Origin of the sequence: Tateyamaria sp., assembly GCF_039940735.1 — a bacterium.
In the GTDB taxonomy this organism is placed as follows: Bacteria; Pseudomonadota; Alphaproteobacteria; order Rhodobacterales; family Rhodobacteraceae; genus Tateyamaria.
Map to the genome: position 1 here is coordinate 115,042 of NZ_JBDVGB010000084.1, position 15,619 is coordinate 130,660.

A 15,619-nucleotide genomic window follows, 5' to 3' on the forward strand; every position below is an offset into this window, starting at 1 on the left:
CGCTGCGGCAGAAAAAACTTGAAATGCTGCGTCGCGGCATTTAGATAGGTGTCAGACGAGAAACGGTGGGGATGTCCCACAGAGAACCTGAAGGACTGACACAATGGCTAAGACACAAGATATGACCGCGATGCTGAAAGACGTAATGGGCGCATTCCCAGTGGACACAGCTTCCATGGAAGACGCATTCAAAACAGCCACATCGCTGAACGAAAAACTCAGCACTGTCGCCATCGACGCCGCTGAAAAATCCACTGAAATCTCCTCCAAGTGGACAAAAGAGACATTGGCCAAATTGACAGACATGTCCAAAGCCAAAACAGAGCCAGCTGACTATGCCAAAGCGATGACCGACTTTGCATCTTCTTATGCCGAAGTCACAGCCGAGCACATGGCCGCATTCGCCGAAGTTGCGAAAAGCGTTCAAATGGAAACAGTTGAACTGATGATGGCCGCAGGCAAAGACATCAGCGAAGACACATCCAAAGCCGTGAAAAAAGCCACTGGCGATATGACAGCTGCTGCCAAGAAAGCCGCAACTGCTAAGTAATCTTACGATTAACGAGTGTACTGACGTTAACGATTAAACTTAAAGAATATCGCGTTTCCTTCCTCCCAGAAATGATGCGATGACTTTGGCGGGCCCCTTTAAAGGCCCGCTTTTTTTGTTGTGCAAAGGTTGCAGCTTTGCGCTTTCGCCGCACTCGCTGCGTCATTGCTTTGTAAGCGACCGAATGAAGCTTGGGACATGTCGGGCGTCCACACATGCCTCGCGGACAAGCCAGTCAAAGTGATTTGAGAGTGACTTAACGCGTTCAACCTCACGAAATGCGAGGTAGCATTGTCCGATATATACGACCGCTAAATTTGGACCAAAAACGGTGACAGGGGAACTGAACACCCGATGCGCGTCAAATAAGAACACCCGAAGACGTGGAAACATCTGATCACATTGATCGGCAATGAAATTCAATTGCTCATGCCTGATGCCTTCATCAACACCCTTGTAATATGCGGTACCCGCCGCGCAGGCTTCGACTTCGTGAATGGGAATGGCTATTTCATAATCCGAAACGCCTGAAGACAACCATTCAAGCTGATCCTGCATCGCATCAAATGCTTCGGGTAAACGGCGTTCCCGTACGGATGCGTATTCCCACTTCAACATGCTTTTTGTCTTTAGAATATCTGGCAACGTTGCCGGCACATGGCGCACTTTGTATCCCGCTGCCTCACGATGCCATTCAAGAAGTTGTTCATCTGCCGACGTGCGTTCCGCAGGGCTAAGAGACAACGCCGCCGCAACGATATCGCCGGGTGTTTCCGGCCTATTTGTCAGACCAAGCAGCCAGTCTGTGCTCACGCCCAATGCATCTGCGGCATCGGCAGCCAATTGTGCGTTTGGCAGGCGCGGATGGTCGTCCTTAAGGAGTTGCCCAATCGTTGAACGATCCACTTTCGTTTCTCTGGACAACGCACTTTTGGACAAGCCCTTGCGCAACATCGCTTCCTCAAGGCGGTTTCGGAAAATGGTTGCGCGGTCCCGTTTGTCCACTGAAAATTCCTTTGCAGTTTAAAATCTACAGTAGAGAGCAAGCGCAGCAAATTCCCATAATGTCCATACATCCATATCCGCAGTAGCAAAGCCGCAGTTAAATACATCCCGAGGCACCCCCCCAATGGACAGCACAATCAGACTCTTTACCAAAGCCGTGACCTGGCAAGTCGCTGGGTTCTTCTCAATGATGTTGATTGGATTTCTGTTTACAGGATCAATTGCCGCAAGCGGTGGCATCGCCTTTGTCGGAGCCATCACCGGCTTTGCTGCATATTTTGTGCACGAGTTGGTCTGGTCAAGAATCCCTTGGGGCAGAGGCGTTGTCGATTCCGCTGGTAAATGATCACCAACCAAAACTTCTGCTTGGTTCAATTAGGTTTGGTTTACCAAGAACAAGCCGACCCTAGCCGTGAAGCCAAAATGTAGTAAGTAGAACGAATTCGATGCGACCAACGCCTTACACGTCACATGTGTCAGGACAGTTTGTGTGCTGCCAACAGATCACCAACCGGCGCAGGCAGCGTTTTGTGTAACGCGACTGCGACGGCCTCTGGTGCTGATGAATATGGTTGGAAGCTGCTCGATCTTACTGGCGAAATCGTGGCAAGTTTGACGCTTAAGGCTGTGCTTACCTTCGAAACGGTTACGCGCGTTGGCCCCCCTACTGATCCGCAGGGACCCAATCGGGCAAAGGCGTTCCGCCAGTATAGTGGTTTTCGGCCGGGTTTTCGCGAAACAGTACATAAAGATCGACGGGGTCAGAATTGAGTTCTTGTTGCAAAAGCACGGCAATTGCATCCGTAAGCGCCTTTTTACGCCCTGCGTCCCGGCCCGGGCGCAGGTCGACAGTGACCAGCGGTAAACCATCGCCCAATTCGCCAAATACTTCGCGCACGCCAACGTAGTCGTATTTGACCTCCTTGGGGGCAAGGGTGTCGAGAACGGCTTGTTTCACGCCGTCCCGAATGCGCCGTTTGGTGTCTTGGGGCGTGCCTTCGGGGACTTCAATGCGGATGACTGGCATGATCTACTCCTTTGACGGTGCTGCATATGGTTGTGAAATGTGGTTTCAATTTAACCGCTTAGGCGATCGAAACGCGATATCCCGCGCGTGGAAAGTGAACGCAAACAGTGCCGACGTCGTCGGTTGTCCGCTCGATCCCGATTGTGTCAGCATCGGCAAAGCGCACTTTGCCGTCAACAGGTTGCTCACCGCCATCAAGGTCGGGGCTGACGGTTACCATTGTCCCGACGTGCAGGTCTTGCGGATCGTGTGCAGCGACACCCGTAGGCGAAGCCGGTTCCAACAATTTGGCCCGTGCAATCGCTTCCTGAGCATCCATTGCGTTGGACGTTCCGTGGCCAATCGCTCGGACATTGTCTTCCCAGCGGACAAGGTCGGGAAACTCGGACAACATCGCCGCGCCGCCGCTCCAACGTCCGCGGATGAACCAGATATTGTGATACATCTGCGCATCGATCGCAGCCGGATCTGCGCCTAGCAAAAATGCGCGCCCGTCGCCCAGCTGATTGTTCATCCACGACAAGGGCGCACGCATTTGGGCAACAAGATGCGGAAGGTCTTCGTTGGCGCGTTTCAGCCCTTCAACCCAATCTTGGCCCAGATACAATCGCCCACGATCCTCGGCAAAATCGCTAGGCAGATCACTGCCGGCAGAGCCAAGAACAAGTTTCACAGCCAACGTGAACAGATCGCCATCGGTGTAACGGCTAAGGCACCACATTAAACCGGCCTCGGATGTCGGCATAAAGGACGGCTTGGGATTGCGGCGTTCAAGTTCGCGCAGAATGCACTGGCTGTCGCAATAGATGTCGGCACCGATTTGCATGACTGGGGTCCGTCGATAACCACCGGTCAGCGCCGTCAACATCGGTTTTGGCGGCAGACGCGGGATTTCAACATCACGCCAAGACACATTCTTGATGCCAAAAGCGACGCGCACTTTTTCTGCCACAGGGGATTGTGGGTAATTGTGAAAGACAATTTCTGTGGCTGGATCAGTCATGCTGTTTCTCTTTTTTCGGGGCTTGTTGAACATTGGACGCTATCGGAGGCACGTATGTGGTTCAACCAGGGTTGGCAATCTGCACGGTCAAACACTGATGGGCGTGATCGTTTGCTTTGGGCTCAGAACGTTGTGGTTCGTAGTGGAATGGCTTGCAAACGGGTCCGTATGTTTAGTGCGCAATTCTTCTTGAGTAGAACCCAGCGTTGCACCCTTTCTTTTTAAACGTACCCGTCCTAAGCTGCAATGCAGCACGCCGCATCGGGGAGATTAGGCACGTGACAGAGAAATCAGCACCACTTTTTATCAAACGCTATGCCAGCCGTCGGCTTTATAACACCGAAACCAGCGATTACGTGACGCTTGAGGACATCTCGGGGTTCATTCGTGATGGGCGCGAAGTTCAGATTGTCGACCTGAAAACCGGAGATGATCTGACCCGTCAATACCTGCTGCAAATCATTGCGGAACACGAAAGCCGGGGCGACAATGTCTTGCCAACGGATGTTCTGACGGACCTTGTGCGCAGCTATATGGGCGGTGGCGCGTCTGTTGTGCCGCAATTTCTTCAAACCTCGTTCGATATGTTGCGCGAAGGTCAAAGCAAGGTGATCGAGAACGTCTCGGCCATGAACCCGATGACCAAGATGCCCGGTTTTGAGATGATGCAAGCGCAACAAGAGGCGTTCATGAAGGCAATGACCGGCGGCATAACACCGGGCTGGAGCGCAAGCGAGGAGCCTGAACCTGAAACCAAGGAAGAAGCCGAAGATTTGGCCACGATCAAAAAGCAGTTGGCCGAATTGCAGGCGAAGCTTTCGAAAATGTCGTAACGCCTAGAGCGCGCGCATCTTCACCCGCGATCGACGAGCAGGCTTTAAACCTGCTCTGGGAGTGCGACGCTTGCGGCTGCGTTCAACAGAATGTCAGCTACCGCATTAAGGGTGTTCGTCGGTAAATGCGTCGGCAACCGCACATCGCATGCGCGCATCAACATGGCGCGGGTGTGCGGCAGTTCGGGCAAGTCGGGGATGAACTGCCAATTCCAGAAAGCGCGTGCGTTGTCGGCACTTGCCCCAAACACCTGTACTTTGACCCCAGCATCTGCGGCCTTTGCGACGAAGCGGGTGACTTGATCGTCGTTTAAGCCCGTAAGGTTAAATTGAATGCTGTCGGGTGCACGGATTTCACCGGGCAGGGGGGACGGCACTTGCATGTGCGGGCTTTGCTCTAGCCGGTCGGCCACAAGGTCATGGTTGCGCCGCCCGTCTGCCACACGTTGGTCAAGATGCTGAAGTTGCGGGCGAATTACGGCTGCCGACAGATTGGACATACGCAGGTTATAAAGCGGCAAGCGATTTTGGTGAGCGGCAAACGCGTCTTGCAGGACGGCATGCTTTTTCCAGTTATGTTCGTAAGCGCCCGACATGATGATGGCGCGCGCAATCAGGTCGGCGTCATCGCTGATCATGATCCCGCCTTCGCCGGCATTAATCATTTTGTAGGACTGAAACGAAAAACACCCCATCCGGCCCAACGTGCCGATTCTGCGCCCATTCCATGTGGTGCCCAATGAATGGGCTGCGTCTTCGATCATGGGGATATTGGCGGCGTCGCACATCTGCATGATCGCATCCATATCCGAAGTGTGGCCGCGCATGTGGCTGATGATCACCGCCTGAACGCCGGGCAGCTTGGCGGCGAAATCTTGCAGGTCGATGCGGTAGGTGTTGTCCACTTCGCACAAAACGGGCCGACAGTTGGCATGCAGCACCGCCGAAGGCACAGCGGCGAAGGTAAAGCCGGGGATCAGAACAGGTGCATCCGTCGGTAGGTTTAACGCTTTCAACGACAAGAAAAGCGCGGCCGAGCAGGATGACACAGCAAGCGCGAATTTTGCGCCCAAAAGCGCTGCAAATTCGGATTCAAGCAAGGATACAGGGGCTTCGCTTGCCGCAGTGTAGCGAAACAGGTCGCCAGAGTTGAGAAGGCGGTCAATTTCGACGCGCGCCGCTTCAGGGATCGCTTCAGAACTGTGCATATCAGGAAGGCTCATATTTCAGATTCCTTATGAATAGATTTCAGTTTTTTAAATCCATGTATCAAGAAAGCAAAGCTTTTTTGCGACGGCATGGTAAAATGCCGCCCATGTGATGTGCGAAATTTTGGAAAATCAAAGCCCGAGGCGGTCTCGCAATGCATACCACGTCATCGCCAACATCAAGAGAGGCGTGCGCATGCGTGGTCCGCCGGGAAAGGGTTGCGTTGGAATCGCAGCCATTGTGTCAAAGCCACGCGCATTGCCATCAATGGCCTGTGCCATCAATTTGCCAGCATGGGTTGCGGTGCCCACGCCGTGCCCAGAATAGCCCGACGCAGACAACACTCCCGGTGCAACCCGTGCCAGATAGGGCAGGCGTTTCATCGTGATACCTAAGGTTCCGCCCCACGCATAGTCGATGGGGACATCATGCAGATGCGGAAAAATCTGCGTCATCGGTTTGCGCACTTTGGCGGCGATGTCGCTTGGAAAGCGATAACCGTAACTTTCGCCGCCCCCGAACAGCAGGCGATTGTCGTGAGACAGGCGGAAATAGTTCACCACAAATCGGCTGTCGGCAACGGCCACGTTTTGGGCCAGCACCCGTTCGGGATTTTCTAACGGGGCTGTGGCGGCGATGAAGTTGTTGATGGGCATAACCCGGCGCGCAACACGTTGATCAAGCCCACCAAGATAGCCGTTACAGGCAAGGATCACATGATCGGCACGCACGTGGCCAGTGGTTGTGTGCACGGTGGTTTGCTGCGCGTTCTCAATACGCGTAACGGCGCTGCGTTCATGGATAGTCGCACCTGCGGCCTCGGCAGCACGGGCCAAGCCAAGGGCATAGCGCAAGGGATGCAAGTGGCCGCCGTCGTGGCACATAACGCCACCTTTGTAGGCGGGCGAGGGGCAGATGGCTTGCAATCCCGGCCCGTCCAACGCCTGCATTTCATAGCCGTAATGGCGGTGCATATGCTCGGCATAGGCGTGTAATTCGTCCACTTCGCCTGCACTTTCACCTGTCCACGCGATGCCGGGGCGTAGATGGCAGTCAATGTCATGTTCAGCGATCAGGGATTTGACCAAAGCCGTCGCGTCTTGCCCCAAGGCCCACAGGTCGCGCGCGCGCTCCATTCCGACCATTTTCTCAAGCCCGGGTTGTTCAACCCGTTGGCCCCAACCAAGTTGCCCGCCATTGCGCCCCGATGCCCCGAAACCCACGCGGTGTGCCTCTAGCACAATGACTTTGTGGCCCGCCTGCGCCAGATGCAAAGCGGCGGACAGGCCAGTGTAACCTGCGCCGACGATGCAAACGTCGGCCTGAATGTCACCAGCCAAGGGCGGGCGATCAGGTGAAATATCAGCCGTCGCCGCATACCAACTGTCGGGGTAAGCCCCCTCGCGATCGTTTGCGTAAAGAAGGTCCACGGATCAAACTCCTAAGCTTCATCTTGCCAAGAAAACCCGCCCCGCAGGGCCGGGTGCCAATTAGACGTTGATCAGCAAATGTTCGCGTTCCCAAGGGGAAATCACTTGCAAGAATTCGTCATATTCTGCCCGTTTCACGATGGCGTAAACGCGGGCAAATTCAGGGCCCAATACGTCATGCAAAGGTTGGCATTCCTCAAATAGACTAAGGGCAGAGCCCAGAACGCGGGGAATTTCGCCGTCGCCTTCATAGGCGTCGCCTTTGAACTGCGCCGAGGGGCGTTTTTCTTCCATCAGCCCCAGATAGCCGCACGCGAGCGACGTCGCGATTCCCAAGTAGGGATTGCAATCCATGCCTGCGATGCGGTTCTCGACCCGGCGGGCTTGGGGTTCGGACAGTGGCACGCGGATGCCAGTGGTACGATTGTCCCGCCCCCAAGCAAGGTTGATCGGGGCGGCGTGATCCTTGACGTAACGGCGATAGCTGTTGACGTAGGGCGCCATCACCGCCAAGGCCGCCGGCATGTAATTCTGAAGGCCTGCGATAAAATGAAAGAATGCGTCGGTGTCGCCTTCTTGTGGGCCGACAAAGATGTTTTGGCCGGTTTCCATATCCAGAATGGAATGGTGAATATGCATGGCTGACCCGGGTTCGTCTTCGATGGGCTTGGCCATGAAGGTGGCGAAACAATCGTGGCGCAGGGCGGCCTCGCGGATCAAACGTTTGAAGTAAAACACTTCGTCGGCAAGCTTTACCGGGTCGCCGTGCAAAAGGTTGATTTCCAGCTGACCGGCCCCGCCTTCTTGGGTGATGCCATCAATCTCGAATCCTTGGGCTTCTGCGAAATCATAGATGTCGTCGATCACGGGGCCAAATTCATCGACCGCCGTCATGGAATAAGCCTGGCGCGCAGCCGCCGGGCGACCCGAACGGCCGGTCATCGGCTTGATTTCTTGGGCAGGGTCCAGATTTCGCGCAATCAAAAAGAATTCCATTTCAGGCGCAACAATGGGTTCCCACCCCTGATCGTGATACAATTGCACAACGCGCTTTAGCACATTGCGCGGGGAAAACGGCACCGGCGCGCCATTGCGGTCAAAGGCGTCGTGGATCACTTGCAATGTCCAATCCCCGGTCCACGGGGCGGCCGTCGCGGTGGACATATCCGGGCGCAGGACCATGTCCTTTTCGATGAACCCTTCGTCGCCTGCCGCTTCGCCCCAACCGCCGGTGATGGTTTGATAAAAGATGCTATCGGGCAAGTGGAAATAGTCTTGCTTTGCGAACTTCGACGCAGGCACAGCCTTGCCACGCGCGATGCCGGGCAGGTCCGAGATGACGCATTCCACCTCATCCAGCCGCCGTCCTTCAAGGTACTGTTGGGCGGCGTCAGGCAAATTGTTTAACGTGGGGGTGTTGGCCATGGATTAGGACTCTTGCTTGAGGAAAGCGGCCATATCGGCTGCAACTGCGCTTTGATGCACGGGTTTAGACAGATCGGCGCGTGCCGCATCTAACACAGCATCCGGCACCACGCCGGGGCCACGGTGCGTGGCAAGCGCATCCACCACCGTTGCGTTGAATTCCGGATGGGGCTGAATAGTCCAAATGTGGTTGCCGTATAAAAGGGCGGCGTTTTCACAGGCGTCGTTTGAACCAACCACGCGGGCACCGGGGGGCAATTCGACCACCTGATCCTGATGCCATGCGTTGATGACCCGCGTTTCGTCACCAAAGTCATAAGTCTGTCGCCCGACGATCCAACCGCCATCAAATTTCACGACCTTGCCGCCCATTGCCTGCGCTATGATTTGGTGGCCAAAGCAAATCCCCACCATGGGGCGTTTGGTGTCGGCAACATTGCGGATCAAATCCTCAAGCGGGGGAATGAACGCCAGATCCTCATAAGCGCCGTGTTTGGAACCTGTGACGATCCACCCATCGCAGGTTTCGGCGTTCGCGGGGAACTCCATGTCGACCACATTATAGGTTTCGAACTCAAAGCCGTGCCCGCCCAGAAGCTGCGCAAACATGACGTCGTAATCGCCGATTTGCTCCAAAAGAACGTCAGGGGCGTGACCGGTTTGCAAAATGCCAATTTTCATAGATCACCTGAGGGTTACGCAGCAAAGCTAAAGCATGGCCTAAACTGTGTCGAGGTAGATTTCCGTTTGTTCTTCGGCGCTGAGATCGGCCATAGATCGCACTTCTTGCCGCTTGGTCATCACAAGATTACGGACAAGTTCTGCGTCAAAAATACGTTTGATGTGCGGATCAGTTTCAAAGGCATCAATGGCAGCGTCCCACGTCATTGGCACACTGCGCAGGTCCTGTGCATAGGCGTTTCCAGTGATCGGAGCGGGCGGTTCGATTGCGTCCTCGATACCATTCATGGCGGCACCCAAGACGGCGGCGATCGACAGGTAGGGGTTCACGTCGCCCCCAGCAAGACGGTGTTCGATGCGCCGCGCGGGCGCTGGCCCGGACGGAATGCGGATGGCGGCGGTGCGGTTTTCATAGGCCCAGGCAATGCCGGTGGGCGCGTGCGCGCCGGGCACGAACCGGGCATAGGAATTGGCATGCGGCGCAAAGACCAGCGTTGATCCGGCCATCCCGCTTAGGCACCCCTGCACCGCGTGGCGCAGCATGTCACTGCCAGTGTCCGACCCGTCGTCAAAGACATTTTCGCCGTTCGCGTTCAGCACGGAAAAGTGCATGTGCAAGCCGTTTCCGGCATAGTCTTCGTAGGGTTTCGCCATAAAGGACGCCGCAAAGCCGTGTTTGCGCGCCATGCCTTTGACCAGCATCTTGAACAACCACGCATCGTCGGCCGCCTTAAGCGCGTCAGGTTGGTGCATGAGGTTGATTTCGAACTGGCCCAAACCGGCCTCGGAAATCGAGGTGTCCGCGGGAATGTCCATCGCCTCGCAGGCATCGTAAAGTTCCGAGAAAAAATCGTCGAACTGATCTAGCGCCCGCAATGACAAGATTTCGCCAGCCACCCGCCGCTTGCCCGACCGCGGAGAGACAGGCACCCGCAGTCGCGTACCAGCATCATCGATCAAAAAGAACTCAAGCTCTACTGCAACAACGGGTGTTAACCCACGGTCCTTGTAGCGTTTTACAACAGCGGCTAAGGCATGACGCGGATCACCCATGAAGGGGCGGCCATCTTCGTGAAACATCCAAATCGGCAACAATCCGGACGGATTGGCAAGCCACGGCATCGGCATAAACCCGCGCTCTGTTGGTTTTAAAACCCCGTCGCGGTCACCGGTTTCCATCACTAGCGGGCTGTCTTCAATGTCTTCCCCCCAGATATCGAGGTTCAGGACCGACATGGGAAATCGGGTGCCATCGCCTGCAACTTTGTCGGCATAGCGCACAGGCATCCGTTTGCCACGCGCGACGCCGTTCAGATCAGATGCGGCGACGCGGATCGTGCGAATGTCTGGGTTGTCGATCAGCCATGGGTGCATGGGTCTTCTCTTATTTGTTTGTCTTTCAGTCCCGACAGGCACGCCTTAACCACCTTAGCGGATAAGATTGGGGCGCGGGCGTAGTCTTTGGCGGGTGTTGGCTGGAAGGTGGCGGTTGAGGCGCGCATTTACCAGCCCAAAGACGCTGATAATGACCAAGGTAAGCAAAATAAAGTACATTGCCAGAATGGGGTAAGGGACAAAGGGGTTGAACGTCTTGTCCGCAAAATAGCTGGCGTAATAGAGCGCGTCGCCACGTTGCTGCCACGCAGGAAACCCCGAAAAATAGACCAGCGTTGTGGCGTGGAACAAAAAGATCGCTTCGTTCGTGTAGGCCGGCCATGCAAGGCGCAGCATGGTGGGCCACACGATGCGGCGAAAACGCGACCAACCGGATAGGCCATAGGCATCTGCGGCTTCGACTTCGCCTTTGGGTATGGATTGCAGTGCGCCGTAAAAGATTTCGGCACTATAGGCGGCTGTATTCAAAAACAGCACGATCAACGCACCCAACCATGCGGCGGTAAACGGCGAAAAGAACGGGTACGTGCCCTTGAGGCTGAGGAAAAAGAAGTAAGCAAAGAAGAATTGGATGAACAGCGGCGAGCCGCGAAACACAAAGATGAACCACTCAGCAGGTTTGCGCACCCATGGGTTGGCCGCACCTTTGGCGACCGCGATGGCCGTGGCGAATAAGAATCCGGTGCACAAGGCCATCACGCCGAAATAGACGTTCCAGATCATGCCGGATCCGATCAGGGTGAACTGCTCGCACAGTGTAAAGTCGGACCGGGGCAGCAGGCGTTCACCAATGCCGATGGCGCGCAAGCCGTAGTCTTGGATGGTTTGGATGCAAGACATCAGGTCGCCGCCCCCTTGCGTTGCGCTTCGCCACCGGATGTGGCTTGGCCACGGGTCAGACGCGTCATAATGCGGGCTAAGATTTTCTCAGACCCCCAGGTCATGAACAAGTAAAACAGCAGCAGGGCCAAGAAGTACCACATGCGCAAATCGCCGTGCGGATAGGCGGTGAATTGCGGGGTTTTGGTGCCACCAAGTTCGCGGGCCCAATAGACCACGTCCTCGATCCCCAGAAGAAACAGCAGTGGTGTGGCCTTGATCAGCACTTGCCAAAGGTTGGAAAGGCCGGGCAGGGCAAAGACCCACATTTGCGGTACCAGTATACGCCAAAAAGTCTGACGCGGTGACATGCCGTAAGCTTCGGCCGTTTCAAGCTGCGCTTTGGGCACAGCGCGCATTGCGCCAAACAACACATTGGCCGCGAAAGCGCCAAAAACGATGGCAAAGGTGGTGACCGCCAAAGCAAAAGCATAAAGCTGATGCACCGTTTGGGGGGCGGTTCCAAGTGGCAGTTTAGCTTGCGGGCAGACCAGAAAATCGTTGCCTTGGCGGATCGGGTCCGTCCAGTCAGGGCACAGAGCTTGGTGGCGCATCCATTCAAAACCCTGATCCAGCGCAATCACGAAGAACAGAAAAAATGCAATGTCGGGCACGCCGCGCACAACTGATATGTAGCCTTTGCCAAACCACGATACGGGCGCAATTTGCGACCGCGCAGCCATCGCGCCGCCAAAACCAAAGGCCAATGCGACAGGGGCAGTGACGGCCAGTATGCCGATCACTTTGAAGAAACTGTAATAAAATGAAAAATGCACACCTGTTGTCAGGTAGCAAGTTAGCCACCACACGCGGTTCAGCGTGTCAGGGTCGGTACAATGGGCAAACATCTGGGGTCAGCGGTAGGGCGGGAAATAATCCCCGCCCAAGCCTTTTGATCAATACTGGGCCGTTTCTTCGCCGAACCACTTCACCAACAGCGCATTAAGCGAACCATCGGCCTTCATTGCGGTGATGGCGGCGTCAAATTTCCCTTTCAACTCGGCGTCGGATTCGCGCAGGCCCATCCCTACGCCACCGCCAAGAGGGACGTCCGGACCGATAAAGACCAATTCGCCACCAGAGGCTTCGACCAATGGTGCGAGGTAGTCTGCATCAGCAAACACCGCGTCCGCTTCGCCGTTGCGTACGGCTGCGACTGTTTCTTCGGGTGTAGCGAATTCAACCAGCGTTGCGCCACCTTCAGCGATGTGACCGGCTTGAATGGTCGCAGTCTGTGCAGCGACTACGCCGCCTTCCCAATCGGCACCGTCAGCGGCACCTACATAGGCAGAAGCCGTGGGTGGGAAATAGTCTTGTGTGAAATCAATGACTTCGTCGCGCTCATCCGTGATGCTCATGCCGGCCATGATGGTATCATAGTTCGAAGACACGAGGTTAGGGATGATGCTGTCCCAGTCGTTCTTGACCCATTCGCAGGTCAGTTCCGCGCGGGCACACATTTCGTCGCCCAGCTCGCGTTCAAAGCCGTCGACTTCGCCCGCATCGTTGATGAAGTTGTAAGGCGCATAGGCGCCCTCGGTGCCCATGCGCACGACGGAATGTCCGTCGGCAGCGGCGAAAGTGGCCGTAATTGCGACAATAGCAGTGCTAAGAAGGATGGATTTCATAAGTATTACTCCCGTTGGTTTTTTATAATTTACGCGGCGTGGGTTGCAGATAGAAACCCGCGCAGACGTTCGGATTTGGGCGCGCCAAACAGATCAGTTGGCGCCCCTTGTTCTTCGATCAAGCCTTGATGCAGGAACACAACGTGGTCAGACACATCAGCGGCCAGTTTCATATCATGGGTGACGATTAGCATGGTGCGTCCTTCACCGGCCAAGTCTTTGATCACGCGAATAACTTCCTGTTCCAGTTCGGGATCAAGGGCGGATGTCGGTTCGTCAAACAGCAAGGCTTCGGGTTCCATACACAGCGCGCGCGCAATCGCGGCACGTTGTTGTTGGCCACCCGATAATTGAGCCGGGTAAACGTCGCATTTGTCACCGATGTCGACTTTGTCCAGATAGGCCCGCGCGGCCTTTTCGACCTGGGCAGGGTCGCGGCGCAATACGGTTACGGGGGCTTCCATCACGTTTTGCAAGATCGTCATATGGGCCCAAAGGTTGAACTGTTGAAACACCATGGACAGGTTCGTGCGAATGCGAAGCACTTGTTTGGGATCAGCCGGGCGTCGGCTGTGGTCTGCGCCCTTCCAAGTGACGGGTTCGCCCTTGAACAGCATTTCGCCTTGCTGGCTGTCTTCAAGCAGGTTGCAACAGCGCAAAAGCGTGGATTTGCCAGACCCGGATGATCCGATCAGCGTCACCACGTCGCCGCGTTTGGCGGCGATGTCGACGCCTTTCAATACCTCTAGCTGGCCATAGGCCTTGTGTAGGTTGCGAATTTCGATGACGGGCTGATCTGACAAAATCACAGTCTCAATTTGTTCGTTGTCGATTATATGGGCGCAATTTTGACACTGAGTCTACGTCCAAATTGACGGATTGGCGGGTAGAATACCCAATTCGGCAGGCTCTGGCGACAGAATGATCAGAATGCTGGCGGAATCGGCAGAGCAAGGTAGTCGGCTTTGGGAACCTGGATCAGCCCTTTTAGGCGCAGATCATGACGGTCTTCATGCGCCAGTGAGGCGATGGCACGCTTTATGGCTGTCGCGATGGGTGCCGTGTCGCGCCCCTGCGCCGTGATAAAGGGCAATGCGGGTGTTGGATCTGTGCGCTCAAACGCATCAAGCAAGGCAACGGCGTCGGTGTCATTGGCCCCCCACAACAGCAGGGTAAGCGCGTCGATGGCCGCATAATCCGCCCGTTTGTCCAGAACTGCGTTGATGCTTGCAATGTGTGCGTGGGTTTGAAGTGTACGTATGGGCCGCAAATCGTGTTGCGCCATATGCGCCAAAGGGGCGGCCCAGCCAGATTGGGACAATGGCTCGTTGTAGGCCAAGGTTCCGCGTGCGCTAAGTTCGGCCAAGTCGCGCGGATCATCACGCCGCCGGATCAGATAGCTAAAGTAATATCCCGCAGGGCAATCGGGCAGGTCGTAGTCAGGCGTGCCCACAAGTGCGACTTGATCATGCAGGCGGGCACGATAGGGCAAGCCGCAAGTCTGTCCCAGCAGCAGATCGCTTGATTGCCATTCCACCCAAGGGTCGCCGCCTCGGGTCAAGGCGCGGGGGCCAAACCCCAGTTCGGATCGGATGGCGCGCCACAGTCTGTCATGGGCGTTCTTAAGGTGCGCCATGTCGTACATACCGAGTGACGCTATCACTAGGATACCTGTTGACGTGCTCTGGCGCTGTCGGGGTCGGATACACCTAACAGATTGGTAACAAGGCGCAAAAGCGCGTCTTCTTCCTTGGCGCGTTTGCCATCGGCCAGCACGACTTTCCAAAGCGCTTTGATCACCGCGAGGCGGTCTTCATAGGCGACGCTGTCTTTGATGGCACGGGTAAAGCGGACGGTATCGGGGGCCGCAGCCTCCATCGCCTCACCTTCGGTGCGCAGAGCTTGGGCCTCGGCAAGCGACAGCCCATAGCGGTCTTGCGTGATTTGGTCGATCAACTGCTGTTCGTCGCTGCTATAATCGTTGTCCGAACGGGCCACGCGCACCAGCAAAGCCGTCAGCGCAAGGCGCGCGTCTGCGTCCGCGATGGGGGCAGGGTTAGGTTGAATTAGTCTTTTGAGGAGGTCTTGGAACATAAAATGTACTTAGTCCTTGAGTGGCTTTATCCAAGCGCACGCTTTTTGATTTCTACGCTGTCTTCAGGAGTTATACCGATTGCAGCCTCGATTTGATGCAAGGTTGCCTCTTCAATCGCGACCAGCTCGCCGTCTGCAAGCATCACCGCCCACATCGCGTCCGCAAGTGACAGGCAATCCTCGTAGGGCACAGCGCCGCGCAGGAGTTCGGCAAATTCCGGTGTGCCGGGGGCGTCGCGTTCAAGCGCTTCGCAGGTGGCGCGCAATTTGGCAGCTTCGATAGGGTTGAGAGAGAAGGTCGCCGTAAGTATCTTGTCGATGGCCCCGATTTCCGACGCGCGGTAATGTCGATCCGCCATCGCGATCCGCACAAGCAGCGCACCAAGTGCAAGCTGCGGCGTCGGTTCGGGCAGAGTCGGCTTTTCCTTGGGGCGTTTCGGAAACAGGCGTTCGAACATGG

At 55.8% G+C, this 15,619-nt stretch carries 18 protein-coding genes; 3 read left to right on the plus strand and 15 right to left on the minus strand.

All coding sequences use genetic code 11. The features are described from left to right. Positions 1-103 precede the first annotated feature (103 nt). Complete coding sequence (locus tag ABJF76_RS17550; protein ID WP_413821001.1) at positions 104-550, plus strand: phasin family protein; 447 nt, start codon at positions 104-106, stop codon at positions 548-550. 162 nt (positions 551-712) lie between these two features. On the opposite strand, the gene ABJF76_RS17555 is transcribed toward ABJF76_RS17550, so the two are convergent. Continuing rightward, a complete protein-coding gene (locus tag ABJF76_RS17555) occupies positions 713-1,555 on the minus strand; it encodes a helix-turn-helix domain-containing protein (RefSeq protein ID WP_413821002.1) in 843 nt (280 codons plus the stop codon). Positions 1,556-1,679: 124 nt separating this feature from the next. On the opposite strand from ABJF76_RS17555, the gene ABJF76_RS17560 reads away from it, so the two are divergent. Further along, positions 1,680-1,901 (plus strand): DUF2061 domain-containing protein, encoded by a 222-nt coding sequence (locus tag ABJF76_RS17560; RefSeq protein ID WP_413821003.1) that lies wholly within the window; start codon positions 1,680-1,682, stop codon positions 1,899-1,901. Positions 1,902-2,219: 318 nt separating this feature from the next. Here ABJF76_RS17560 and ABJF76_RS17565 read toward each other — a convergent pair whose 3' ends face one another. Both ABJF76_RS17565 and ABJF76_RS17570 read right to left on the minus strand, forming a co-directional pair. Continuing rightward, a complete protein-coding gene (locus tag ABJF76_RS17565; protein ID WP_413821004.1) occupies positions 2,220-2,582 on the minus strand; it encodes a tautomerase family protein in 363 nt (120 codons plus the stop codon). Between the two features lie 58 nt (positions 2,583-2,640). Beyond that, positions 2,641-3,585: a glutathione S-transferase family protein gene (locus ABJF76_RS17570; protein ID WP_413821005.1), complete on the minus strand. Its 945-nt coding sequence runs from the start codon at positions 3,583-3,585 to the stop codon at positions 2,641-2,643. 278 nt (positions 3,586-3,863) lie between these two features. Between ABJF76_RS17570 and phaR the strand changes: the two genes are divergently transcribed. Further along, positions 3,864-4,418, plus strand: a complete 555-nt coding sequence (gene phaR, locus ABJF76_RS17575; RefSeq protein WP_413822629.1) for a polyhydroxyalkanoate synthesis repressor PhaR — start codon at positions 3,864-3,866, stop codon at positions 4,416-4,418. Between the two features lie 44 nt (positions 4,419-4,462). On the opposite strand, the gene ABJF76_RS17580 is transcribed toward phaR, so the two are convergent. The 12 genes from ABJF76_RS17580 to ABJF76_RS17635 form a co-directional block, all read right to left on the minus strand. Continuing rightward, on the minus strand, positions 4,463-5,641 hold the full coding sequence (locus tag ABJF76_RS17580; protein ID WP_413821007.1) for a DegT/DnrJ/EryC1/StrS family aminotransferase: 1,179 nt from the start codon (positions 5,639-5,641) through the stop codon (positions 4,463-4,465). Positions 5,642-5,758: 117 nt separating this feature from the next. Beyond that, entirely contained in the window at positions 5,759-7,057 is a 1,299-nt protein-coding gene (locus ABJF76_RS17585; protein WP_413821008.1) for an NAD(P)/FAD-dependent oxidoreductase, read from the minus strand. Between the two features lie 60 nt (positions 7,058-7,117). Beyond that, the gene (locus ABJF76_RS17590) at positions 7,118-8,482 is read right to left on the minus strand and encodes a glutamine synthetase family protein (protein WP_413821009.1); all 1,365 of its coding nucleotides are present in this window, start codon (positions 8,480-8,482) and stop codon (positions 7,118-7,120) included. Positions 8,483-8,485: 3 nt separating this feature from the next. Beyond that, complete coding sequence (locus ABJF76_RS17595) at positions 8,486-9,163, minus strand: type 1 glutamine amidotransferase (protein WP_413821010.1); 678 nt, start codon at positions 9,161-9,163, stop codon at positions 8,486-8,488. A 39-nt stretch (positions 9,164-9,202) separates the two neighbouring features. After that, positions 9,203-10,537 (minus strand): glutamine synthetase family protein, encoded by a 1,335-nt coding sequence (locus ABJF76_RS17600; RefSeq protein WP_413821011.1) that lies wholly within the window; start codon positions 10,535-10,537, stop codon positions 9,203-9,205. Between the two features lie 54 nt (positions 10,538-10,591). Further along, on the minus strand, positions 10,592-11,398 hold the full coding sequence (locus tag ABJF76_RS17605) for an ABC transporter permease (protein ID WP_413821012.1): 807 nt from the start codon (positions 11,396-11,398) through the stop codon (positions 10,592-10,594). Continuing rightward, complete coding sequence (locus ABJF76_RS17610; RefSeq protein ID WP_413821013.1) at positions 11,398-12,285, minus strand: ABC transporter permease; 888 nt, start codon at positions 12,283-12,285, stop codon at positions 11,398-11,400. Before ABJF76_RS17610 ends, ABJF76_RS17605 begins: the two co-directional genes overlap by 1 nt. A gap of 48 nt (positions 12,286-12,333) precedes the next feature. Further along, positions 12,334-13,065: a transporter substrate-binding domain-containing protein gene (locus ABJF76_RS17615; RefSeq protein ID WP_413821014.1), complete on the minus strand. Its 732-nt coding sequence runs from the start codon at positions 13,063-13,065 to the stop codon at positions 12,334-12,336. Positions 13,066-13,094: 29 nt separating this feature from the next. Then, the gene (locus tag ABJF76_RS17620; RefSeq protein ID WP_413821015.1) at positions 13,095-13,868 is read right to left on the minus strand and encodes an ABC transporter ATP-binding protein; all 774 of its coding nucleotides are present in this window, start codon (positions 13,866-13,868) and stop codon (positions 13,095-13,097) included. Between the two features lie 122 nt (positions 13,869-13,990). Beyond that, on the minus strand, positions 13,991-14,728 hold the full coding sequence (locus ABJF76_RS17625; RefSeq protein WP_413821016.1) for a phosphate/phosphite/phosphonate ABC transporter substrate-binding protein: 738 nt from the start codon (positions 14,726-14,728) through the stop codon (positions 13,991-13,993). Next, positions 14,728-15,159, minus strand: a complete 432-nt coding sequence (locus tag ABJF76_RS17630) for a TerB family tellurite resistance protein (protein WP_413821017.1) — start codon at positions 15,157-15,159, stop codon at positions 14,728-14,730. The genes ABJF76_RS17625 and ABJF76_RS17630 overlap by 1 nt, the downstream gene beginning before the upstream one ends. Positions 15,160-15,185: 26 nt before the next feature. Beyond that, on the minus strand, positions 15,186-15,617 hold the full coding sequence (locus ABJF76_RS17635; protein WP_413821018.1) for a TerB family tellurite resistance protein: 432 nt from the start codon (positions 15,615-15,617) through the stop codon (positions 15,186-15,188). Between the last annotated feature and the right edge of the window lie 2 nt (positions 15,618-15,619).